General features: G+C 59.0%; 22 protein-coding genes. All 22 read left to right on the top strand.

Annotated features, from left to right (window positions below; all coding sequences use genetic code 11):
• Window positions 1–7: 7 nt before the first annotated feature.
• A complete protein-coding gene (locus PbB2_RS09485; RefSeq protein WP_108985080.1) occupies window positions 8–1,234 on the top strand; it encodes a phage major capsid protein in 1,227 nt (408 codons plus the stop codon).
• Between the two features lie 9 nt (window positions 1,235–1,243).
• Complete coding sequence (locus PbB2_RS09480) at window positions 1,244–1,762, top strand: head-tail connector protein (RefSeq protein WP_108985079.1); 519 nt, start codon at window positions 1,244–1,246, stop codon at window positions 1,760–1,762.
• Entirely contained in the window at window positions 1,759–2,163 is a 405-nt protein-coding gene (locus tag PbB2_RS09475; protein ID WP_108985078.1) for a DUF3168 domain-containing protein, read from the top strand. The genes PbB2_RS09480 and PbB2_RS09475 overlap by 4 nt, the downstream gene beginning before the upstream one ends.
• Before the next feature lie 25 nt (window positions 2,164–2,188).
• A complete protein-coding gene (locus PbB2_RS09470; protein ID WP_108985077.1) occupies window positions 2,189–2,605 on the top strand; it encodes a phage major tail protein, TP901-1 family in 417 nt (138 codons plus the stop codon).
• Complete coding sequence (locus tag PbB2_RS09465) at window positions 2,602–2,913, top strand: GTA-gp10 family protein (protein ID WP_108985076.1); 312 nt, start codon at window positions 2,602–2,604, stop codon at window positions 2,911–2,913. Before PbB2_RS09470 ends, PbB2_RS09465 begins: the two co-directional genes overlap by 4 nt.
• Window positions 2,910–3,107, top strand: a complete 198-nt coding sequence (locus PbB2_RS09460; protein WP_108985075.1) for a phage tail assembly chaperone — start codon at window positions 2,910–2,912, stop codon at window positions 3,105–3,107. Before PbB2_RS09465 ends, PbB2_RS09460 begins: the two co-directional genes overlap by 4 nt.
• Complete coding sequence (locus PbB2_RS09455) at window positions 3,091–3,627, top strand: phage tail tape measure C-terminal domain-containing protein (RefSeq protein ID WP_108985074.1); 537 nt, start codon at window positions 3,091–3,093, stop codon at window positions 3,625–3,627. The genes PbB2_RS09460 and PbB2_RS09455 overlap by 17 nt, the downstream gene beginning before the upstream one ends.
• The gene (locus PbB2_RS09450) at window positions 3,624–4,256 is read left to right on the top strand and encodes a DUF2460 domain-containing protein (RefSeq protein ID WP_108985073.1); all 633 of its coding nucleotides are present in this window, start codon (window positions 3,624–3,626) and stop codon (window positions 4,254–4,256) included. The genes PbB2_RS09455 and PbB2_RS09450 overlap by 4 nt, the downstream gene beginning before the upstream one ends.
• A complete protein-coding gene (locus PbB2_RS09445) occupies window positions 4,253–5,134 on the top strand; it encodes a DUF2163 domain-containing protein (RefSeq protein WP_108985072.1) in 882 nt (293 codons plus the stop codon). Before PbB2_RS09450 ends, PbB2_RS09445 begins: the two co-directional genes overlap by 4 nt.
• Complete coding sequence (locus PbB2_RS09440) at window positions 5,131–5,550, top strand: NlpC/P60 family protein (protein ID WP_108985071.1); 420 nt, start codon at window positions 5,131–5,133, stop codon at window positions 5,548–5,550. Before PbB2_RS09445 ends, PbB2_RS09440 begins: the two co-directional genes overlap by 4 nt.
• A 3-nt stretch (window positions 5,551–5,553) precedes the next feature.
• Window positions 5,554–9,330 (top strand): baseplate multidomain protein megatron, encoded by a 3,777-nt coding sequence (locus PbB2_RS09435; protein ID WP_108985070.1) that lies wholly within the window; start codon window positions 5,554–5,556, stop codon window positions 9,328–9,330.
• A gap of 125 nt (window positions 9,331–9,455) precedes the next feature.
• Complete coding sequence (locus PbB2_RS09430; protein WP_108985069.1) at window positions 9,456–10,400, top strand: DnaJ C-terminal domain-containing protein; 945 nt, start codon at window positions 9,456–9,458, stop codon at window positions 10,398–10,400.
• 9 nt (window positions 10,401–10,409) lie between these two features.
• Window positions 10,410–11,147, top strand: coding sequence for a gamma-glutamyl-gamma-aminobutyrate hydrolase family protein (locus PbB2_RS09425; RefSeq protein ID WP_238164948.1), 738 nt, complete (start codon window positions 10,410–10,412; stop codon window positions 11,145–11,147).
• A gap of 169 nt (window positions 11,148–11,316) precedes the next feature.
• Window positions 11,317–11,697, top strand: coding sequence for a PepSY domain-containing protein (locus tag PbB2_RS09420; RefSeq protein ID WP_108985068.1), 381 nt, complete (start codon window positions 11,317–11,319; stop codon window positions 11,695–11,697).
• A gap of 69 nt (window positions 11,698–11,766) precedes the next feature.
• Window positions 11,767–12,453, top strand: a complete 687-nt coding sequence (locus PbB2_RS09415) for a response regulator transcription factor (protein WP_108985067.1) — start codon at window positions 11,767–11,769, stop codon at window positions 12,451–12,453.
• Window positions 12,450–13,835, top strand: coding sequence for an ATP-binding protein (locus PbB2_RS09410; protein WP_108985066.1), 1,386 nt, complete (start codon window positions 12,450–12,452; stop codon window positions 13,833–13,835). The genes PbB2_RS09415 and PbB2_RS09410 overlap by 4 nt, the downstream gene beginning before the upstream one ends.
• A 206-nt stretch (window positions 13,836–14,041) precedes the next feature.
• Window positions 14,042–15,448 (top strand): hypothetical protein, encoded by a 1,407-nt coding sequence (locus PbB2_RS09405; RefSeq protein ID WP_108985065.1) that lies wholly within the window; start codon window positions 14,042–14,044, stop codon window positions 15,446–15,448.
• A gap of 152 nt (window positions 15,449–15,600) precedes the next feature.
• Window positions 15,601–16,812 (top strand): c-type cytochrome biogenesis protein CcmI, encoded by a 1,212-nt coding sequence (gene ccmI, locus PbB2_RS09400; RefSeq protein ID WP_108985064.1) that lies wholly within the window; start codon window positions 15,601–15,603, stop codon window positions 16,810–16,812.
• 74 nt (window positions 16,813–16,886) lie between these two features.
• Window positions 16,887–17,411 carry a cytochrome c maturation protein CcmE gene (ccmE, locus tag PbB2_RS09395; protein ID WP_108985063.1) on the top strand — a complete coding sequence of 175 codons (525 nt, stop codon included), beginning with the start codon at window positions 16,887–16,889 and terminating at the stop codon, window positions 17,409–17,411.
• 92 nt (window positions 17,412–17,503) lie between these two features.
• On the top strand, window positions 17,504–19,534 hold the full coding sequence (locus tag PbB2_RS09390) for a heme lyase CcmF/NrfE family subunit (protein ID WP_108985062.1): 2,031 nt from the start codon (window positions 17,504–17,506) through the stop codon (window positions 19,532–19,534).
• A 14-nt stretch (window positions 19,535–19,548) separates the two neighbouring features.
• Window positions 19,549–20,025 (top strand): cytochrome c-type biogenesis protein, encoded by a 477-nt coding sequence (locus PbB2_RS09385; RefSeq protein ID WP_192576273.1) that lies wholly within the window; start codon window positions 19,549–19,551, stop codon window positions 20,023–20,025.
• Window positions 20,026–20,176: 151 nt separating this feature from the next.
• Window positions 20,177–21,832, top strand: coding sequence for a Do family serine endopeptidase (locus PbB2_RS09380; RefSeq protein WP_108985060.1), 1,656 nt, complete (start codon window positions 20,177–20,179; stop codon window positions 21,830–21,832).
• Window positions 21,833–21,849 lie beyond the last annotated feature (17 nt).

The raw sequence follows: 21,849 nt of genomic DNA, 5'->3' as shown, positions 1-21,849 counted from the left end.
GGAGACGATGATGGAAACCAAAATGAACAATATACCTGACGTGCGCGCAGCCCAACATGAGCTGATGTCAGCCTTTGAAGCCTTCCGGGCCGCCAATGATCAGCGTCTGGCTGAGATGGAGCAAAAGTCGACAGTTGATCCCTTGTTGGAGGAAAAAGTCGACCGCATTGATCGCGGTCTGACGCGGGCTCAGGCCACGTTGGACCGCTTGTCACTGTCTGGCCTACGACCGGGCGCACAGACTGTTGCGGGTCTTGAAGCCACCGAAGCCAAGGCAGCCTGGGCCAGCTTTATGCGACGCGGGGATGAGACTGGCCTTGCGGCCATTGAAGCCAAGTCCTTGTCCGTGAGTGTCGCCACCGATGGCGGTCATGTTGCCCCGCCAGAGGTTCAAGCCACGATTGACCGGCGCATCATCGCCAGTTCGCCTATGCGTCGGCTGGCGGCCATTCGTACCACCTCGGCCAATGTTTTTCGCAAGCCAATTGCGGTGACCGCACCAGCAGTCGGTTGGGTGGCTGAAACCGCTGCGAGGACCGAGACCGCGACACCATCGCTTGATCTGCTGTCGTTCCCAATGGGCGAAATGTATGCCATGGCCGCTGCCACCCAGACCCTGCTTGATGATGCCTTGCTGGACATGGATCAATGGCTGGCCGGTGAAATCGCAGAAAGCTTCTCAGCCGCTGAAAGTATTGCTTTTATTTCGGGAGACGGCGTCAATAAGCCCAAAGGTCTTTTGGCTTATACCGCCGCCCCGGACGCCACAGCAACCTGGGGCCAGCTGGGCTATCTTGCCTCAGGCGTGGCAGGGGCTTTTCCCGCCGCCAATCCGGTCGATAAACTTGTCGATCTCACCTATGCGCCAAAAACACCATATCGCGCCAACGCCAGCTTCCTGATGAACCGGCGCACGGTCGGATTGGTCCGCAAGTTTAAGGACAGCGCGGGCCAGTATATCTGGCAGCCCTCGCTGGTCGCAGGGCAACCCGCGACGCTGCTCGGCTTCCCTGTCGTGGAATGCGAGGATATGCCTGATGTGAGTGCCAGCGGGCTGGCGATTGCCTTTGGTGATTTCGAAAAAGGCTATTTGATCGTTGACCGGGCAGATGTCCGCGTCCTGCGCGACCCTTACACCAACAAGCCGTTTGTCATGTTCTATGTCACCAAGCGCCTCGGCGGCGGTGTGCAGAATTTTGACGCGATCAAATTGCTCAAATTTACCGTCAGCTGAGGTCGGCCCATGTCCCTTGAAATTCTGGAGCCCCCGGTGGGCGAACCTGTGAGCCTGACTGAGGTACGAACCTATCTGCGGATCGGCACCCAAGGCGAAGATGACCTTTTGGCCTTGTTCGTAACGGCCGCCCGCGAGATGTTTGAAACCCGTACAGGTCGGGCTTTGGTCAGCCGCCGGGTGCGCCAGAATTTCCTTGGGCCCTTGCAGCCGGGCTTTCTCTTGCCAGCGGCAAGTCCGGTCAGCCTCATTTACGGGGTGCGCCAGCTATTGGCCGATGGGTCAAGCCGTGCCGCCGATCCAGGACTCATCACCTTGATGGATGGCAAATTCAAGTTGCAGCGAGACGCCAGCGACCTCAGCGTGGACTATCAGGCGGGCTTTGCGAGTGTGGCTCAAATTCCCCAAGCCTACCGGCTGGCCATTCTGGAAGAGGTCGGTCAGGCCCTGATCCGGCGCGACGCCGAAGCCGTGGTCGCCGCCAGCCAAGCCCTTAAGTCCGGGGCTTTCGGACAGGTGCGCCTATGACCGCGCTGGCATGCCAACAAGCCTTGGACGCTGCTTTCCGGGCCGATCCAGCCGTTCAGGCGACCTTGGGAAATCCAGTTCGACTTCTCGACGCTCCTATTAAGCTGGCGGCTTATCCGTTTGCTTGGTGGCGGCGGTGGGAGACAAAGCCCGCCGATGCGGCTGAGGTCCGAGGCGAGGAGCATGTTGCCACCTTGGAAGTCGTCAGTCGTCAGAGCGGGGTCGAGGTCGCGCGTGCCGCGGTTGAGGCGCTGTCCAATTGTGCAACCAGCATGCATCCTGCCGTGGTCGGTGTGCGCATCATTCTGGTTTTGCCGCTCTATTGCGATGTCTTGCGCAGCACGGATGGCCGTTCCTGGCTCGGTATCGTGCGGCTAAAGATTGTCGCCGAATACATCTGAACAAATATTCATTGAGGAGGTCTGTATGGCCGGACAAGCGGGACGGGATGTCCTATTGAAAATCTCCGATGGGGCGGCATCGCCCGTCTTCATCACCATTGCCGGCCTGCGGGCAAAAACCATTGCCCTATCCGCCAAGTCGGTGGATGCAACCGCCGCCGATAGCCCCAATGCCTGGCGCGAATTACTCGCCGGAGCAGGTCTCAAAGAGGCCAGTGTCACCGGCTCGGGTGTGTTCAAGGATGCTGCATCCGACGCTTTGGTGCGCGCGAGCTTCTTTGCCCAAGATAAGCGGATTTGGCGGTTGATTATCCCTGATTTTGGCGCGCTGGAGGGGCCTTTTCAGGTCGCGGCCCTTGAATATGGTGGGGCCCATGACGGCGAAGCAACCTTCTCCATGACGCTGATTAGCGCAGGGGAATTGGGGTTTAGTCCGCTATGAGCGCCCAGCCTACCCATCCTGTGGCGCAGGCTGCGCGCGGTGAGGCGGTTTTGCATATTGATGGCCGTCCCTTGATCCTGTGCCTCACCATGGGCGCGCTGGCCCGTCTTGAAACCGCCTTTGGTGTGGACAGTTTGCCAGCGCTGGAAGCCCGTTTGCGAAACTTGTCGAGCCGGGATGTGTTGGTGGTTATTTCAGCCTTGCTGCATGGCACGGCTTTAAGCCCCGCAGACCTGGCAAGCTGCCGCATTCATCCCGACGAAGCCATTGCCGCAATCACCAAAGCCTTTGACGGGGCTGGGGTATGAGCCTGCTGCCATGGCCGCGCCTGTTGGCTGATGCCATCGGCCTGGGCATTCCACCGAAAGACTTTTGGGCGCTGTCCGTGGCTGAATGGCGCGCACTTTGTGGTCCACAAACTGGGCTGGATCAGGCGGGCCTAGCACGGCTGTCTGCAGCCTATCCCGATGAAGAGATCCCCACTCATGACGCAACTGAATAATGATTCATTTAATGCCGGTCTGCAACAAGCGGCCGACAGCTTGGAGGCTTTTGCCGCTGGTCCTGCCCAAACTGCCGCCGATGCGGTGGGTGATGCATTTGCAAGGGCGGGCAAGCGGGTTGCTGCATCGCTGGCGGTTGCAGCCCGAAGCGGCGAGTTATCGGTTCGCGGCCTGGTTTCTGCCCTGTTGCGTGATCTGTCCAAAATCGCGCTGGACCGATTTGTGACCCATCCGATTGAAGCCGCTTTCGCCAAAGCGACAGGTGGACTGGCACTGGCTGGAGCACGGGCCGACGGAGGCCCAGTCAATCGCGGTGGAGCCTATCTGGTCGGTGAGCGCGGGCCCGAATTATTCGTCCCCACAAGCAGCGGGCAAATTCAGGCAGGCCCGTCGGTTCCCACCATCACCATCAATATCCAGATGGCACCGGGCCAGTCTCTGACCGAGGTGAAACGATCTTCTCATCAGGTTGCCGCCGCGCTGGCGCGCGCGGTGCAGCGCGGGAGCCAATTGCTATGACAGCCTTCCACAATGTTGAATTTCCATTGAAATTGGCACGCGGGGCGGTTGGTGGACCGGAACGGGCAACTGATGTGATCACCTTGGCCAATGGCCGAGAAATCCGCAATAGCTGCGTGTCGCTTGCACGTCGCCGTTGGGAAGTCGGCTCTGCCATTCGCAGCTTAGACGATCTGGCGGCCATCACAGCCTTTTTTGAAGCACGAAAGGGCAAGCTGCATAGCTTTCGCTTCCAGGATCCCGCCGACCATAAAAGTTGTCGCCCTTCGGCTACGCCCGGCCCGTTTGATCAAGCCCTTGGCACCGGAAACGGGCTAAACCGGCAGTTTCAGCTCCAGAAGACCTATGGCGATGGGGCTGGAGCCAGCGTCCGGCCAATCCGCTTACCTTTGGTCGGAAGTGTGCGTGTCGGTGTTGGCGGGTCAGAAATCGCTGCCAGCGACTTCAGCCTCGACGGGACGTCGGGACTTCTCACGCTTGTGCAAGCCCCCGCCGTCGGCCAGCTCGTCCAAGCAGGCTTTGCTTTTGATACCCATGTGCGCTTTGACAGCGACCGGCTCGACATTGCCCATGATGCGTTTGAGGCCGGTCGCATCATCGCGTTGACCTTGGTTGAGGTCTTGCCATGAAAGTGCTGCCACTTGGCTGGCGTGACGCGATTCAGGCCGGCGTCACCCATTTTGCCCATGCTTGGCGACTGACCCGGCAGGATGGATTGGTTTTATGCGCCACCAATCATGATCAAGATCTCACGGTGGGCGGCCAGCTTTTTCGGGCTAGTCAGGCGCTTTTGGAGAGCCCAGCCGATCAAACTATGTCCCTCAGCCCGGGCCATGCTGCATTGTCGGGAGCCCTTGATCTGGCTGGTGTCCGCGAGGCCGATATTGCGTTGGGATTGTGGGATCAGGCGCGTGTCGAGGCGTATTTGGTAGATTGGCTCAACCCCGAGCACGCCTTGCCGCTCTGGACAGGTTATGTGCAGGCAATCGCCCAACAAGACGCCCATTTTGAGTTTCAGATTCAGACCCTTGATCCGGCTCTAAACCGCACGATCGGGCGGCTTTATAGCCGCAGTTGCGATGCCGATCTGGGCGATGCCCGTTGTGGGGTCAATCTGGCTTTGCCAGCCTATGGTGTGGACGGCCATGTGCTCGCCGTTTTAAGCGATCGGGCATTGCGCCTGGCCATATCTGCCCCGGTCGATGTGCTGGCTTTAACGGGGGGTGCGGTGCAGGTCACGACCGGACCTGCCACAGGCTTGCATATCGGTGTTGGCGTTGCGGCGCAGATGGCTGGCGGGCTTGATGTGCAGCTTCTGACCCCGATGCCATTGGCCCCGGACCTGGGTGATGGGGTCCATCTTCAGATCGGATGCGACAAGCAATTTGCAACTTGCCGGGACCGGTTTGCCAACAGCTTGAACTTTCGCGGCATGCCAACCCTGCCTGGTGATGAAGCCGCTCTGGCCGGACCATCAGCCACAGACAATAGTGGGGGCAAAAGATGAGGCGCGAGATTGTGAAGCGGGCGAGGGCGTGGCTGGGTACACCCTATTTGGCGGGTGCCAGCCAAAGAGGGGTGGCGACCGATTGCGCAGGGCTCATCGAGGGGCTCGCGCGCGAACTCAACCTAGCTTGCCCATCCAGATCCTGTCTGTCAGGTGGACTTTTGGAGGCGGTCCAGTCGGTATTGCTGGCCGGTGAGCACCCTTTTGCAGGGGATGTCATCCTCTTGGCTCAGACCCCAGGCGGCGAGCCAGTCCATGCCGGTCTGATGGTGTCTCCTGATCGTTTCATCCACGCCCATTGGACTGCAGGCGTGGTTGAAAACCGCTATGGCCGCTGGTTTCAGGCCCGCACATGCGGTGTGTTTATCTGGCCTGAGACGCCGCAGTCGACCACGCCAGTCCTGCAGGAGATTTAAGCCATGGCCAGTCTGATCCTTTCGTCGGCCGGAACCAGCCTGTTTGGTCCGATTGGTGGGGCTTTAGGGGCATTGGCGGGCTCTGCCCTCGACCAAATGCTTAGCACGGCCCACAACCCGCCGATTAAGCAGGCATCTCGCCTGTCGACCTTGAAAGTGCAGGGTGGCGGCGAAGGTGTTCCGATCCCAATCGTCTTTGGCTGTGCGCGTGTCACAGGCCAGATCATTTGGGCCAGCCGCTTTAAGGAACATCGTCATTCCCGACGTGTCGGTGGCAAAACAGGCCAGAAGGTGGTGGAAAATTCCTACACCATCAGCTTCGCCATTGGTCTGTGCGAGGGGCCTATCCGGGGCATTGGTCAGGCTTGGGCCAATGGTGAGCGGTTTGATCTGTCGACATGTACTTTCAGGCTTTATCTGGGTGGCCAAACTCAGATGCCCGATCCACTGATCGAGGCACTGGAGGGCTTAGCCAATGCCCCGGCTTTCCGCGGATTGGCCTATCTGGTGTTTGAGGATTTTCCTGTCTCCAGTTTCAATGATCGCATCCCCAATCTGTCATTTGAAATCATGGCCTCTGACCCCAATGGCACTGAGCGGCCGCGTCTTGAAGCTCTGGCTCGCGGGGTTTGCCTGATCCCGGGGGCAGGGGAATTTGCCTATGCCACCACGCCGATCGATACGCTCTGGACCCCGGGTGTGGCGACACCGGAAAACCGACATGCCGCGCAAGACCGCACCAATTTATTGGTATCGCTCGACCAACTCAGTCGCGACTTTCCCCACGTCGATCATGTCAGCCTTGTGGTGGCGTGGTTTGGCACTGATTTGCGGGCGGGACAGTGCCGGATTGAACCACGGGTGGATCAAGCCGCCAAACCGACTCGGCCACGTGGTTGGTCTGTGGCGGGCTTGCGTCGTGATCAAGCGCAAATGACCACGCGCGTGGATGGGCGGCCTGCCTATGGTGGCAGTCCGGATGATTTGTCGGTGGTCGAGGCGATTGCTGCCTTGAAAGCCCGCGGCCATCAGGTCACACTAAACCCCTTTGTCATGATGGATATTGCCGCGGGCAATCGCCTGCCGGATCCCCATGCCAGCACGCTTGGCACTCTGGGACAAGCCGCCTATCCGTGGCGGGGACGGATCACATGCGATCCCGGTCCGCGGCAAGCCGGCACGGTCAATGGGACCGCCGCCCTGCTGACCCAGATTAATGCGTTTTTCGGTACCGCTCAGGCCAGTCATTTTTCCCTTGATGGCTCGCGTCCAATCTATCAGGGACCGCCTGAATGGTCATATCGCCGCTTTGTGCTGCATCAGGCAATGCTGGCAAAGGCGGCGGGTGGGGTTGAAGCATTTTTGATTGGATCAGAACTGGTCGGTCTCACCCGCTTGCAAGGGCCCGATGGCGGGTTTCCGGCTGTGGCGGCCTTACAGGATCTGGCTGCTCAGGTGCGCCAAATCTTGGGACCATCTGTTGCGATCAGCTATGGTGCGGACTGGACAGAATATGGTGCCTACAGGCCGCCGGGAAGCACAGACTTACGCTTTCCCCTAGACCCCTTGTGGGCCGATCCCCATGTGGATTTCATCGGTCTGGATTGGTACCCGCCTGTAACGGATCGCCGCCCCGGCCAAGCCGAGCCAGATCTCCTCACCTATCAGGCCGGGATTGAGGGCGGGGAGGGTTTTGACTTCTATTACGCCAGCGAGGATGCCCGCTTGTCTCAAACGCGGACCCCGATCACGGATGGGGCCTATCAAGAGCCTTGGGTCTGGCGGATCAAAGACATTCGCAGTTTCTGGTCTCTTCCCCATATGGAGCGGATCAATGGCGTCCGCCAAGCAGCGCCCACCGCCTGGATTCCCCAGTCCAAGCCAATCCGCTTGATGGAATTGGGTTGTCCGGCGGTGGATTGCGGTGGCAATCGACCCAGTGTCTTCCCCGATCCCAAGTCTTCTGAAGCCGGGCTTCCACCGTTTTCCTCAGGCGTCCGTGATGACGGCGAACAGCGCCGGGTTCTTTTGGCCTATCTGGATTATTGGACCCGTCATAGCCCGAAATCTGCGCGCGACGGCAGGGCGATGGTTGATCCTTCCCACATGTATCTGTGGGCGTGGGATGGCCGGCCCTATCCACATTTTCCCCAATTGCAGACGGTCTGGGGAGATGGGGCCCATGCCGCCACCGGTCATTGGCTGGCTGGGCGCGCAGGTGGGCTTTTGCTGGCGGACTTGTTTGATGGCTTGGCTGCCCACGCTGGCCTTACCACGCTCAGAGCCGATGCGATCGAAGGCTATGTGGAAGGCTTTGTGGTTGAAGGTCCTATTGGTTTGCGCAACGTGATCGAGAACCTCATCGCACCCTTGGGTCTGGAGGCGTGGCCGCGGTGTGACGGGCTACATATTCGCTCAACGCCACCACCAGTGCCGAGCCTAAGTCTGTCAGCGGACGATTTTCAACTTGCATCAGGTCGGCCGGATCTGACCACAACGCATCGGGTGGCAGAAACCAGTGCCAGCGTGCATCTGACCACCTTTGATCGGGCGCGTGATTTTGAACCGGCAACCTATCGTGTCGGTCAGCCGACTGGCAGCGGGGTGACCCAAACTGTCCAATTGCCATTGGTTGTTGATGCGCCGACCCGTCAGGCTTTGGCCCGTCAGTTGCTGGTCAGCCAAAGCCATGAGACCCTTGTCGGCAAACTCAACCCCTTGATGGGGTTTCAGTTTGATGTGGGTGATCGGTTCAGTTTGGCAGACGGTCGGGTCTGGCGGGTTGATCAATTGGCGGGGGCTTGGGGCGAACAGGTGTCGGCCAGTCTCGCGCCCAGTGGCTTGTCTGCCCCCTTGGCCAGTTATGCCATCATCCCAGACCCCATTTTGCCGGTGATTGCCGCGCCACCCCAGCTGATCATATTGGATTTGCCAGCGCCATTTGCCACATCATCTCCCAAGCCGCTGGTTGGTGCTTTTGGGCTGCCATGGCCAGGTTCTGTCGATATGCGAGTTGGCGAAACGCGCGTGGCGCGCCTGACACGGCCCATGTGCGTCGGCCAATTGGTTTCCTCTTTGCCACAGACCGCGATTTCTCAGCGGCTTGGTCTTGATTGTCGGGTGCGACTGGCACCGGGTGCTGTCCCGCCAAGCCGCGGCCGGGCCGCCTTGGTGGGGCCCGACGGTCTCTGCGACATCATTGATTGGCAGGGGATTACCTGGATTGGTGATCAGACGTGGCGGCTCGATGGCTTGGTACGGGGCTATCATGGCATGTCATTCGCACCGGCAATAGCAGCCGGGACGGATTGGGTCGTTCTGGATGAGGCTTTGGTGGCCGCCGACCTTGACGCTGCGTTGACCGGCTTGATGCTTGACTGGACAGCTGCCCCAACTGACCAGCCAGAGCTGGCAACCCACATACAGGCACGATTTGCCGCCCGCGCCCGCATCCCGTGGTCGCCGTGCCATCTGACAGCGCGCCGCACGGCTGCCGGCATCCAATTGTCGTGGATCCGCCGTGCTGCAGGGGATGGTGATAGCTGGGGATTAACCCAGCCCCCCTTGGATCCCGGCGTTGAGGCCTATCGGCTGGAAATACGTGCCCCGTCCGGGCAAGTGGTTCGTATCCTGGATGTAGCCAACACGACTTATGTTTACCCAAACGCGCTTGAACTGGCAGATTTCGGCATCAAGCAATCCAGCCTGAGCCTTGTTCTCAGCCAACTTGATGCCGCAGGCCAGCCGGGCTTTGCCCTCCAGCAGACGATCTTCGTGTAGCCAACCTGACCTGCCCCCTTTCGCCATCCAACGAGAGCGCCTAAGTCTGTATCCGGTTGTCGAAGCTGGTCACATCCCCAAGCGGGTGGCCAGAAATCTGAGTACAGGAAGCAGGAGTTCATCGGGTGGCAGACGAACCATATGCCGTGCTGGGTGTCAGCAAAGGTGCAGCCTTTGCCGATGTGCGCAAGGCTTATCGCAAACTTGCCAAGGAATTGCACCCCGACGCTAATCCCAACAACAAAGCCGCCGAAGAACGCTTCAAGCGTGTGTCGGCTGCATTTACCTTCCTTGATGACCCTGACCGCAAGGCGCGTTATGATCGTGGCGAGATTGATGCTGATGGGAATCCCCGCTTCGCCGGATTTGGCGGCGGTGGGCGTGGCCCATTTGGGGGCGGCGACCCATTTGGACCAGGAGGTCCATTTGCCTCGGCTGGGGCTGGTCGGCGGGCGACGGGGCCGGGCCAACCCGAGTTTGAAGACATGTTTGGTGATTTGTTCGGTGCCGCCTTTGGTGCGAGGCCCGGCAGTCGCAGCGGCTTTCAGGCTGGCAGCAAGGGTCAGGATATCCAGACCCAAATCACCATTGATTTTGAAGAGGCTATTGCTGGCACCAAAAAGCGGGTGCGGGTAGGCGACCGCACCATGGACGTTGCCATTCCCGCCGGGGTTGAGACCGGGCGGACCTTGCGGTTGCGCGGTCAGGGCGGTCCTGGCCAAGGCGGTATGCCTGATGGTGATTTGATGGTGACCGTTACGGTCAAATCCCATCCGGTGTTTCAGCGCGACGGCGATGATGTGCGCATGGACCTGCCGGTGTCACTGATGGAATTGCTGCAGGGCGGCAAGGTTGAAGCCACGATCCCGAACGGAACCGTCGCCTTGACCATTCCGGCCGGTGCCAATTCTGGCACTGTGCTGCGGCTGAAGGGTAAAGGTGTGGCACGGGCAGGCGCGCCGGGCGATTTGTTCGTGCGCCTGATCTTGGCTTTGCCCGAGGGCGATCATGGGGAGTTGAAGGCCTTGTTGTCTAATTGGTCGCGGGCCGGCGACCCCCCGAAACGCTAGGCTCACACCATGCTGCCATTGAACAAGCCCATTATCGGCATAATCCTGGATGAGAACACCAGCCAGGGCGGGGCTTCTTATGAGACCGGCAAGGGCTATTTCCGTGCCATCGAACAAGCTGGCGGCATTGCCATTGGCCTGCCCTATGCTGCTGACTCCCTTTTGATCGCACAGACCTATTGTGATGGGCTGATGTCGACAGGCGCACGGATCAAATTTCCCAATGATTGGTATGTGCCTGGCGATGGCAGTCCAGCCCCGGAGTCTGAACGCTTTGAGATCGAGCGGGCCTTAATTGAGGCCTTTCTGGCCGAGGATCGGCCCTATCTGGGTATTTGCAATGGTATGCAGCTTCTGGGCTGCCTGTCAGGTTGCCGCATGAGTGGGCAGGCCGCGGCATATACCGATGGAACAATCGCCCATGATGATCGTGAGACGCGCCATGAGGTGTTGGTCACAGCCAATACCAAATTAGCAGCCATCACCGGGCAGGATCGATTGGAAGTCAATAGTTTTCACCGGGAGGCTTTGGTGGAAGCTTCCCGCGACGTGATCGTCTCGGCCCGTGCGAGCGATGGCTTAATTGAGGCCATCGAGCGCCCTGATCGGCGTTTTGCCATCGGGGTGCAATGGCATCCCGAGCGTCTGATTTCAGAAACAGCAGATTCCCGGGCCCTGTTTGCCGCTTTTGTGGAGGCCGCGCGCCAAGATGGGCTGGCGCGTGTCAAACCTCTCTCCACCCTCTAAAGCGCCCGTCTATACAGGCAAGCTCTTGGGTGCGCATGTGGGAAATTGCTACTCTTGTTTGTCAAATATGTCATCTTGGGCGTAAAGATTGGGTCGTGCTTGCTTGCTGAACAAAGTCGCACAATCCTGTTCAAACCCCGTTCAGAAGACCTCATCTATATGGGACGTTATGAATAAGTCTGGCTCTCTCTTTTGTGCGCTTTTGGTCACCAGCTTGGGTTTGGTGAGCCCCGCCCATGCCGGGCGGCCCGACCCGGCTGGCTGGGCGCTGTCAGGTCCAAATGGGGCGGGTTCATCCCATGCCGCCTCTGGCGATGTGCGATTGGCTTTTCAAAGCGGTGCAAGTTTCCAGACCATCAACCAGATCGTCCCTCTTGGCCAAGTGCTCGACATGATCAATTCGGTGGAGCCCGGAGTCCAGCTTGATACACGCCTGATTTCTGAAAACGGGCGACCTTTTTACATCGTTCGCTGGCAGGCATCTCGCGGGCGCATCATCATTTTCAAGATTGACGCTCAAACCGGCAGCATTGTCGGCCGCCAAGGCTGATAGTTGCGGGCCAGAATGACCTCAGAACGGGTTGATATGACTTGATCACCCAGAGTGAAGGAGAAGACCATGCGCTGCCTCGTCGTCGAAGATGATCCTGACTTGCGCCGCCAGTTGGAGCGCGCTTTGCAGGATTCTGGCTATGCGGTGGATGTGGCTGCAGATGGCGAAGAAGGCCATTTTCTGGGTGAGACTGAACCCTATGACGTCATTGTTCTAGATCTGGGTCTGCCTAAGATCGATGGGGTCTCGGTGCTGGAACGTTGGCGCAAAGCGGGTAAAGTGGTGCCTGTCTTGATCCTAACCGCGCGGGACCGTTGGAGTGAAAAGGTTGCGGGCTTTGATGCTGGGGCCGATGATTATCTCACCAAGCCCTTCCATGTTGAAGAATTGCTGGCCCGGATGCGGGCCCTGGTTCGCCGGGCCGCTGGCCATGCCACACCGGCGCTGGAATGCGGTGAATTACGCCTCGACCCTCGCGCCCAACGCGCGACCGTTGCCGGTGATCCAGTCAAACTGACCAGCCATGAATTGCGGTTGCTCACCTATCTGATGCATCATGCGGGACGTGTGGTGCCGCGCAGCGAACTGATCGAACATATTTATGATCAGGATTTTGATCGGGATTCCAACACGATTGAAGTGTTTGTTGGCCGCTTGCGTAAGAAAATTGGCCAAGATCGCATCGCCACGGTCCGTGGTTTGGGGTATCAGTTGCTGGACCCTGATGCTGGGACGGGGACGGCTAAAGGGTGACAAACCGACGCTCTCTGGCTGGCCGCTTGGTGGCTGTTGCAGCCATTTGGTCCACACTCGTCTTGGTGGCGACCGGCTATGGATTGTCTGCTTTTTTTCGCCAATCGGTGTTTGAGGCCTTTGATCGCGAGTTGGCGGTCAATCTCGATGCCTTGGCCGCTACGGTGGAAACCGATGCGGCAGGGGGGCTTGTGGTGCCGCGTCCCCCAACTGACCCGCGTTTTTTCAGGCCACTCTCAGGCCATTACTGGCGCGTGGTGGATGTGACTGCCCAGGGCGGAGTTGTTGGCATTGGGGTCAATTCTCGGTCCGTCTGGGATGAGCCATTTGTACCGCCCCACGTGCTTGTCCAACAGGTCTTGGCCCAACCAGGTATCACCCAGACCATTTTGTTGCCGCGCGATAAGCAATTGGTGCGTGTGGCGGGCAGGCTTGTGCAATTACCTGGTCATGATCGACAGACCCTATTGATGGTGGGGGCCGATACAGCCGATGCCAATGCCGCAATTGACCGCTTCAGTCTGGCGGTTGCGATCGGGTTGTTAGCACTGGCGGGCGGCCTGCTCGGGGCGATTTTCTTACAGGTGCAATTGGGGCTGGAACCCTTGCGTCGCATGGGGCGAGAGCTGGTCATGATCCGCAATGGAGACCGGGACCGGCTGGATGAAGACGCGCCGCGCGAATTGGCCCCTTTGGCGCATGAAATCAATGCGTTGATCAGCCATAATCAAGAAGTCGTCGAGCGCGCCCGGACCCATGTTGGCAATTTGGCGCATGCCCTGAAGACGCCACTCTCAGTTCTGTTGACAGAGTCCCGGCATCGGGAGGGTGAGTTTGAAGATCTGGTGGCCCGTCAGACTCAGGCCATGACCCGTCAAGTGGAACATTATCTCAAGCGCGCCTCAGCGGCGGCTCGGGCTGAAACATTGGGTGCACGGACCCTCGTTGGCCCAGTGATCGATGATGTTGTGCGCACACTTACCCGCTTGTTCCGCGAGGAGGGTGTGAAGATTAGTGCCGTCCAAGAGCCGGGCCTCGTCTTCCGGGGTGAGAAGGAAGATCTGGAGGATTTGATTGGCAATCTGGCAGAAAATGCCTGCAAATATGGTGGGGGGCTGGTGGAAATTCAGGCGCGTCACATAGCCGGCGGTCAATTGGAAATCCTGATTGAGGATGATGGCGAGGGCCTAGAGGGTGAGGCGCTGGTTGCCGCCATCAAACGCGGTGCGCGGCTGGATGAAACATTGCCTGGCTCTGGATTGGGATTGTCGATTTGCGATGAACTGGCCCGCGCCTATGGCGGCAGTTTGCGGTTGGATCGGTCCGAGCTGGGTGGTCTCAGGGCCAGTCTGACATTACCCGCAGCAGACACGAGCCAATAAATCGTGATCAAACAAGACATTCCTCATGCTAGTAATGGGCCCTGATCGATTGATATATTCTGACTGAAATCATGACATGCCCGAGTTATGGATGATTAGCTGGCGCGCAAACTTACAGTTAACTCATTTTCGCTAATGTCATGAAAATTGCCGCGAGCTTTATGGTTTGGCGGCAAAGACATAGAGCGAATGGTTCAGATTCATCAATGACCGTTTTGACCGACGATAAGGTTGCCGCCCTGAAGGCGTTGCTGGTCTCGACACCACCCGCAACGGCCAGCAAGTTGTGGGCGCTTCTGGAGCGAATGAAGGTTCAAGGCGTGCAGTCCATTCCGACGGTGGAATTGCTCGAAGCCATGCGCGAAGCGGGTATCTCGTCCAGCTTTGCCACCGGCGCTGGCCATTTCCGCGTCTTGAGTTTTGACCGTCTATTCTTCGAACCATTTGAAAACCTGTTTGAGAATGGCCCACTTTCTAAGCTGACGCCGGGTTCTCTTCCCCGAAAGGGATTGGGTCCTGCGTGGAAAGTAATCTCAGGGCAATTGGCCCCCGATGCCTTTGGACGGCTTGAACCCCTGGGCACAGCCGCCAGCCTGAACGGCAATATGAGCCGGGCCCGAGAGCACGCGCGCGAAATGCGGGCGGAATTGCTGGCAGCGATTGGGGATATGCCTCCCGAACGCTTGAGCATTTTGGGTGATAATGCCGAGACTGCCCATGTGCTGGGCCGCATGCCGGCTCTATTGGCCGCCGAAAAGTTGGGCCGCGAGCTCTGGCATGGGGTGCAATCGCTGCGCGGTGACCTGCATGAACAATCCATCATACGTTTGGGTTATGCAGTCAAAGACGCTGAAGCCGAGAGCCCTTTGGTGGCAACCGAACTTTTGCTGTTGACCATGGCGACCCTGCCAAAGCCCTATCAGGCCATTCGCGTGCTGCAGCGCGTGTCACGCGGGGCCGATGATCGCAAGCTGGACAATACACATTTTTCAGTCATCGGACGACGTGTCATTGCTCTGCTGCGCCGGGAAAGCGCGGTGATTGAGCAGGCTTCGATGGGAGCCGCCTTCGAGGTGCCCAAAGTTGCCGCAGCCATTGATCGGCACAATAAGCTTGTCCATGGCATGACGCGCGACAGCGTGCTCTCACCCAACGGACCGTGGCGGACGGAATTGACTGCAATCTGTGGCCTCGTTGGCTATCGGCTTGAAATCATTTGTCACACGGCGGTTAAAGCGCTTGAACAGGCATTGCCGATGGACATGGTGCGCAAGAAAAATGCTGGCATGCTGGCTGAACCCCGTTTTGGTGCCGCCATTGATCCAAACAAACTGGCGATTGCAGAATGTCATGTTCGTTTCCTAACAGCGACACGTCTTTTGGCACCGCTAGCCGGGTTTGGTGGCTTCCGCGATAATGCCAGCCGCGCGGTTGTCGCCCATATCGACTCTGTGTGTGAAGGCCTGATCCGGGTTGTCCGCGAGGGCGAGACCTCGCCGCATCTGCGCGATTGGATCAAAGCCGCTGCCACCATTATTGAGGCGGTTGATACACCAGGGGCTGCCAAGGCATTTGAGCGCCGCATCAATGGTTTCTTGCGCAAAGCCGCTTAATCGCAGCCGCGCGGGCAGGTTCCTGCTATGCCTCCATCTGAGACGAACTTGAAACTGGGTGAGGCGTGATCCCTTGCCGTGATGGCTGGCGTGACCGCTCAACTTTGCGGCATTTGCACTTTGAAGCCTTGAACCGAGGGGAGGGAGGGTGCATGTCGCCCAACATCATGTTCGACATCCCAGCACTCTTCTCAACCGGAACATTTTGGCTTGCGCTGTTGGCGGCGTTGGTTGGGGCTGCGTGGTGGGTGTTGCGCGCAGGTGCGCGCGGCCAGTCGCTGGAAGCCGATCGGGCCGATCTGCAAGTCTATCAAGATCAGATCGCCGAAGTCGAACGCGATCTTGTGCAAGGCCGCATCTCCCCCGAGGCGGCACAAGCCGGGCGGCTGGAAATTGGCCGCCGTCTTGTCCAAGCCCGAGACCGGGTTTTGCAAGACGGTCCCCGACTTAACCGATTTGTGCTGACAGCGGTCGCAGCAAGCATCGCCTTGGGGGCTGGTGGGCTTTATTTGTTCTTCGGCTCGCCGCACAAGGCAGACCAGCCTTTTGCGGCACGTGAGGCGGAGCTTTTGTCCCGCGCCCCTGAAACGCTGAATGAAGACGAGGTCATGCTTCTCCTGCAGGAGCAGGCCCGCAAGGTACCAACTGACCCCAAACCTCATGCGCTGATGGCTCAAGTTTTGAGTGGGGCAGGCCGTGATCAAGATGCCTTGCGTGCCTATCAGGCAGCCTTGCGCCGGGACCCCAACAATGCGGATCTCATCGCTGAGACAGGTGCTGTTCTGATGCGGCTTAACCGGGATGTGGTGGGCCCGGATGCTGAAGCGGCGTTTGAAGCCGCCCTGAAACTTGATCCCAGTTCGGCCAATGTCCGCTTTTATCTGGGGTTGGCTGACTGGCAGGCAGGCCGCAAGGCCGAAGCCTTGTCGGCGTGGCGGGAGGCTTTTGTGGCTAATGCGGCCAAGAAAGACGCCCAGCGACAATTGGTGTTCCGCGTCGCAGATGTGCTCTCTCAACTTGACCGGGGACCAAGTGATGCCGCCGCTGGTGGGGCTGGGCCGATGGCAGGAATGGCCAATGCCAGCCCGGAAGAGCAAAAGGCATTTATCGAGACGATGGTGGCCAGCCGAGTTGAACGGCTGACAGCCAATCCCTCTGACCCCGGTTTGCGCCTTTCTGCGGCTCGCGTCTTGTTGATGACGGGCAAGTTTGACCAAGCCCGGCAGGTCTTGTCAGCGGGTCAAGCCTTGTCCAGCAAGGACCCGTTAATGGCGGCCATTTACGATATGGCGCTCAAGAGTGTGCCACCACCTGGGACGCCTGTGTTCGGCTCGCCATCACCTGAGGTTATCCCGAAAAGGTGAGTGAATGTGAGGGAAAGGTTGCTTTGCACGCGCGTGCAACAGCAGTATGAGTCGAGAAAAGCTGAGTGAATGCCATGCGCAGACGAGACCGCCGCCTTCTTTTGATTTCCGCCGCAGGGGTTGTCCTGATCGGTGCAACGGTGGTTGCAAGCTTGGCATTGCGCGGTACCGCCTCTTTCTTCTATTCCCCTGCAGACGCAAAGACCAAGAAACCAGAAGCCGGTACGCAGGCCCGCATTGGTGGCCTTGTGGCCAAGGGCACGGTTGTGCGCAGCGAAGATGGGGTGGTGAATTTCGTTGTCACCGACGGGGCGGCTGACATTCGTGTCAGTTATCGCGGTGTGCTGCCAGACTTGTTCCGAGAAGGGCAGGGCGTGGTGGCAGAAGGCAAATTCAGAACGGCAGATACGTTTGAAGCTCGCACGATCTTGGCTCGGCATGATGAGAATTACATGCCGAAGGAAGTCGCAGACTCGCTCAAAGCCACGGGTCGTTGGCGCGAGGCACCTCTGCCCGTCAGTCAAACCAGCAATGGGGCTGGCAATAATTCTGCGATCGGGACCGGTGTTGGCATGCCGATCCATAATAGTCCGAACTAAATCCCGACGTCGGGTCGACCGCGCCGTAGATGATGGTCGAATGACAGCGCAAATAGGTTGAACCCGAGGCCTTGCGAGGTACATAATCACTCATGATCGCAGAACTCGGACACTTCTTCATCTTCCTCGCACTTTTGGCCAGTTTCGCCCAAGCTGGCACAGGATTGTGGGCCGGGCACGCCCGCGATGGTCGCTTTGCCGCGATGGCGCGTGCGGCGACTGATGTGGCGACTTTGTCGATCTTGATTGCCTTTTTTGCCTTGATGAGTGCCTTTATCCGGTCTGACTTCTCCGTTGAGAATGTGGCCACCAACAGCCACACGCTGAAGCCAATGCTCTATAAAATTGCGGGTACTTGGGGCAGCCATGAAGGCTCTATGGTGCTGTGGTGTTTGATTTCAGCCGGTTTTGGTTGGATGCTTGCGCATGCTTCCAAAGGGCTGCGCTGGGATTTGCGGGCGCGTGCAGTTGGTGTGCAGGGCCTGTTGACTGCCGTGATGATGGCTTATCTGGCCTTTGCATCCAACCCTTTCATCCGGCTCGATCCAGCGCCTCTGCAAGGCGCAGGCCTGAATCCATTGTTGCAAGATCCGTCGCTGGCGGCCCATCCCCCCTTCCTTTATCTGGGCTATGTTGGCTCCTCGGTGGTTTTCTCGCTGGCGGTGGCGGCCCTGTTGGAAGGACGCGTCGATGCCGCTTGGGCGCGCTGGGTGCGGCCATGGGCGCTTGCAAGTTGGACCTTTTTGACCATTGGCATCGCGCTGGGCTCCTATTGGGCCTATTATGAATTAGGCTGGGGTGGCTGGTGGTTCTGGGACCCTGTTGAGAATGCCAGCTTCATGCCTTGGCTATTGGGCGCAGCCCTGTTGCACTCTGCGATCGTTACAGAAAAGCGCGGCGCGCTGGCCAGTTGGACGGTGTTGCTGGCCATCCTTACATTCTCTCTTTCCCTCCTTGGTACCTTCTTGGTGCGGTCTGGTGTGCTCACGTCGGTTCACGCCTTTGCACTCGACCCGGAGCGCGGCTTTATCATCCTGATGATCCTTGCAGTCTTTACGGGTGGTGCGCTTGCGCTGTTTGCTTGGCGGGGCCCCAGTCTGGGGTCAGATCGCGGCCTGTTTGCCCCGATCAGCCGAGAAGGCGCTTTGGTCCTCAACAATTTGTTCCTGACTGTGGCAACAGCGACCGTTTTGGTCGGCACCCTCTACCCCTTGTTGGGCGAAGCCGTGTTCAAGCGCGCATTATCGGTCGGTCCGCCCTATTTCAATCTGACCTTCACCCCCTTGATGGCGCTCGTGCTTGTTGCTCTGCCGATTGCGCCCTATCTGGCATGGAAGCGCGGGGACCTTGTTGCTGTGCTCCAGCGGCTTTGGGTGGCCGGGCTGATCACAGCCCTCGCCTTGACCTTGAGCTGGGCTTTGATGGGCGGCAAGGCTTTGGCAGCGATTGGGATTGGCCTTGGCACATGGCTTGTCTGTGGGTCTGTAGCCGAACTTCTCGATCGGGTCCGATTTGGCAAATTGCCGTGGCCGCAAGTCTGGCAGCGGGTCAAAGGCCTCCAGCGCGCTGCATGGGGCATGACTTTGGCGCATCTGGGCATCGGCATTTTCGTGCTGGGTGCGGTCTCTGAGACCTCCTTCCGAATTGAACACACCGCGTCGCTGGGTCTGGGTGAGTCCACCCGCTTTGCCGGCCGGACCGTGACATTGGAAGCTGTTACCGCTGAAGAAGGCCCCAATTATTATGCTGATCGCGCGCGTTTGGTGGTCAAGGATGGCCGGGCTGAATTGATCCTGTCGCCAGAGCGGCGCTTCTATCCCGCAGCCCGCATGCCGACCACCGAAGTCGCGCTGCGCTCGTCGCTAGGCGGGGATGTCTATGCTGCATTGGGTGATCCTGCTGAGATCAACGGTCGGATGGCGTGGACTGTCCGGCTCTATTGGAACCCGCTGGTGATTGCCATTTTCGGGGGGGCTTTCCTGATGGCTCTGGGCGGTGCCATCAGCTTGACTGACCGACGTCTGCGGATCGGAGCGCCTCAGCCTGCCAAGTCAAAGAATGTACCCAATGCACCTGGGGCCGAAGCTGGCCCCGGCGCAGCAGCCGGCGTTGCAGCCGAATGAAGGCGGCGGGCACGATGAAAGTCTGCTTTGCCCTGGCTGTGGGTGCGCTCCTGATCTTGGCCGCCCCAATACCCGCCAGCGCCGTTGAAGCGCCGCTGCAAGATCCGGCTCAAGAGGCCCGTGCGCAGGCCTTGGCGCGCGAGATCCGCTGTGTGGTGTGTGAGAATGAGCCCGTCGCCCTGTCGTCGGCCGAAATTGCGGTGGATATGCGCAAGGCGATCCGGGCCCGGGTTGCGGCCGGTGATAGTGATGACCAAGTGCGGCGCTTTTTTGCCGAACGTTATGGCGAGTTCGTGTTGCTGCGACCCCGTGTCGGGCTCGACACATTGGCGCTGTGGGGTGCACCCTTGGTCTTATTGCTACTGGGTGGATGGGGGCTTTATTTGGCCAGTCGGCAGCGCATATCGGCGGTGGCCGCGCCCTCTGACATTGACGATGCAGCTGCCTTAGCCGCCCTGCAAGAGTTTGATACCTCTCGAAAGCCCGACTGAGGGGACAAGCTGACATCTTTGTCATGCGCCCAGGTGGTCTTCTAACAACATTGTAATGTTTCAGTCATGTTCTGGCCATGTTTGGCCTGTCATAGTATTTCCTGAGCAGGGTCCGGCTGGCGGGCTTTGTTGACTGCAGGAAGAAAAACTCATGTCCTTTGAGACCCAAGGTGATGACGTAGCGCCTCGTACTGGCCCCCAACATGACGGTGTTGCAGCCCACGCTGCGCCGACACGCGGGAAGCCGAAGCCGTTACCTTTTCTGCGTCGCCCGGTTCTCACAGGGGCTGCTGCGGTGGCTTTGGGTCTGGCTGCCTTTGGTGCCGGCCATATCTTGTCACCGGCTGTTTCCTCCGCCCAGCAAATTCGCACCGTCGCGCCAAAAGCTGGAACCATGTTGCCCGGCTTTGCAGACTTGGTCGAGCGCGTATCACCTGCTGTGGTGTCGCTGGAAGTCGTTGCAGTTGCCGATCCGACCGAAGGCCCATCGCCTGACGATCTTGAAGGTCTGCCACCTCAATGGCGGCGCTTCTTCGAGCAAATGCCGAACCAGCGCGGGCAAGCCCGCCCGCGTGAGCAACGCGGCGGTGGTTCGGGCTTTTTCATCACGGCCTCAGGTTACATCGTCACCAATAATCACGTGGTGGAAAAAGCGCGTGAGATTACGGCAACTTTGAAAGACGGCCGTGAATTGAAAGCCACTGTTGTGGGTCGAGACGAACGTACCGATCTGGCTGTGTTGAAAGTGGAAGGTAATAACTTCCCCTTCGTGCAATTTGCGCCTGAGGCCAAGGTGCGGGTCGGCGACTGGGTTGTTGCCATCGGCAATCCCTTCGGCCTCGGTGGAACCGCCACAGCTGGCATTGTCTCGGCGCTTGGTCGCGATATCCGCAATGAAGGCAATAATATCGCTGATTTCATCCAGATCGACGCGCCGATTAATCCGGGCAATTCAGGTGGTCCGACCTTCGACATGAGCGGCCGGGTCATCGGGGTCAATACAGCGATCTTCTCGCGCTCGGGTGGCAATGTCGGGATCGGCTTTGCCATTCCGTCTGAATTGGCAGACCGCACCACCAAGCAGATTATCGAGCAAGGCAAAGTCACATATGGCTGGCTGGGTGTGGTGATCCAGGACTTGAACCGCGACATGGCGGAAAGTTTTGGATTGAGCTCCGACGCCAAGGGCGCCCTGATCAATAATGTGACCGCTGGCGCGCCAGCTGCCAAGGCGGGCTTGAAGCGGGGTGATCTGGTGTTGAGCTTCAATGGTCAGAAGATTGAGGGCTCAAGCGATCTCACGCGCCGGGTTGGCCAAACCACGGTTGGCTCGGTCGTTCGCTTGGAAGTTTTGGGTGCAGATGGCAATCGCCGCACCGTGCCTGTCACCATCGCTGCCCGCCCTTCTGAGGCGCAATTGAACCAGAATAATCCGCTGGGTGGAGATCGCAGTGATCAGGAAAGCGAAACTCAACTGAACAGCCTGGGTCTCAGTGTTGGGCCTTTGTCCGCCCAAGCGCGCACCCGTCTAAGGCTGCAACCCACCGAACCGGGTGTGTTGATTTTGGATGTCGATCCCGACTCGCGGGCTGCCGAACGGGGAATCCGCCCGGGCGATGCCATTCTGACCGCCAATGGCAAGGAATTGCGTTCTGCCGCTGACCTTGATGCTGAGCTTGCAGCTGCCCGCTCGGCAGGCCGGTCCTTCATCAGCCTGTTCATTCAGAGCCAGACCGGCGGTGGCGGCTTTGTCGCCTTGCCACTCGACAATAAGCCGGCCGGTGGTGATCCGGCACCGAAGAAGTGATCGACTCCAGACCAGGG

The organism is Candidatus Phycosocius bacilliformis (assembly GCF_003112735.1).
GTDB classification, from domain to species: domain Bacteria; phylum Pseudomonadota; class Alphaproteobacteria; order Caulobacterales; family Aquidulcibacteraceae; genus Aquidulcibacter; species Aquidulcibacter bacilliformis.
This window is presented reverse-complemented; position numbering and strand designations above follow the sequence as displayed.

Coding starts and splice junctions, on each gene's coding strand:
- PbB2_RS09485 (WP_108985080.1), top strand. CDS start 8: ATGATGGAAACCAAAATGAACAATATACCTGACGTGCGCGCAGCCCAA.
- PbB2_RS09480 (WP_108985079.1), top strand. CDS start 1,244: ATGTCCCTTGAAATTCTGGAGCCCCCGGTGGGCGAACCTGTGAGCCTG.
- PbB2_RS09475 (WP_108985078.1), top strand. CDS start 1,759: ATGACCGCGCTGGCATGCCAACAAGCCTTGGACGCTGCTTTCCGGGCC.
- PbB2_RS09470 (WP_108985077.1), top strand. CDS start 2,189: ATGGCCGGACAAGCGGGACGGGATGTCCTATTGAAAATCTCCGATGGG.
- PbB2_RS09465 (WP_108985076.1), top strand. CDS start 2,602: ATGAGCGCCCAGCCTACCCATCCTGTGGCGCAGGCTGCGCGCGGTGAG.
- PbB2_RS09460 (WP_108985075.1), top strand. CDS start 2,910: ATGAGCCTGCTGCCATGGCCGCGCCTGTTGGCTGATGCCATCGGCCTG.
- PbB2_RS09455 (WP_108985074.1), top strand. CDS start 3,091: ATGACGCAACTGAATAATGATTCATTTAATGCCGGTCTGCAACAAGCG.
- PbB2_RS09450 (WP_108985073.1), top strand. CDS start 3,624: ATGACAGCCTTCCACAATGTTGAATTTCCATTGAAATTGGCACGCGGG.
- PbB2_RS09445 (WP_108985072.1), top strand. CDS start 4,253: ATGAAAGTGCTGCCACTTGGCTGGCGTGACGCGATTCAGGCCGGCGTC.
- PbB2_RS09440 (WP_108985071.1), top strand. CDS start 5,131: ATGAGGCGCGAGATTGTGAAGCGGGCGAGGGCGTGGCTGGGTACACCC.
- PbB2_RS09435 (WP_108985070.1), top strand. CDS start 5,554: ATGGCCAGTCTGATCCTTTCGTCGGCCGGAACCAGCCTGTTTGGTCCG.
- PbB2_RS09425 (WP_238164948.1), top strand. CDS start 10,410: ATGCTGCCATTGAACAAGCCCATTATCGGCATAATCCTGGATGAGAAC.
- PbB2_RS09420 (WP_108985068.1), top strand. CDS start 11,317: ATGAATAAGTCTGGCTCTCTCTTTTGTGCGCTTTTGGTCACCAGCTTG.
- PbB2_RS09415 (WP_108985067.1), top strand. CDS start 11,767: ATGCGCTGCCTCGTCGTCGAAGATGATCCTGACTTGCGCCGCCAGTTG.
- PbB2_RS09405 (WP_108985065.1), top strand. CDS start 14,042: ATGACCGTTTTGACCGACGATAAGGTTGCCGCCCTGAAGGCGTTGCTG.
- ccmI (WP_108985064.1), top strand. CDS start 15,601: ATGTCGCCCAACATCATGTTCGACATCCCAGCACTCTTCTCAACCGGA.
- ccmE (WP_108985063.1), top strand. CDS start 16,887: ATGCGCAGACGAGACCGCCGCCTTCTTTTGATTTCCGCCGCAGGGGTT.
- PbB2_RS09390 (WP_108985062.1), top strand. CDS start 17,504: ATGATCGCAGAACTCGGACACTTCTTCATCTTCCTCGCACTTTTGGCC.
- PbB2_RS09385 (WP_192576273.1), top strand. CDS start 19,549: ATGAAAGTCTGCTTTGCCCTGGCTGTGGGTGCGCTCCTGATCTTGGCC.
- PbB2_RS09380 (WP_108985060.1), top strand. CDS start 20,177: ATGTCCTTTGAGACCCAAGGTGATGACGTAGCGCCTCGTACTGGCCCC.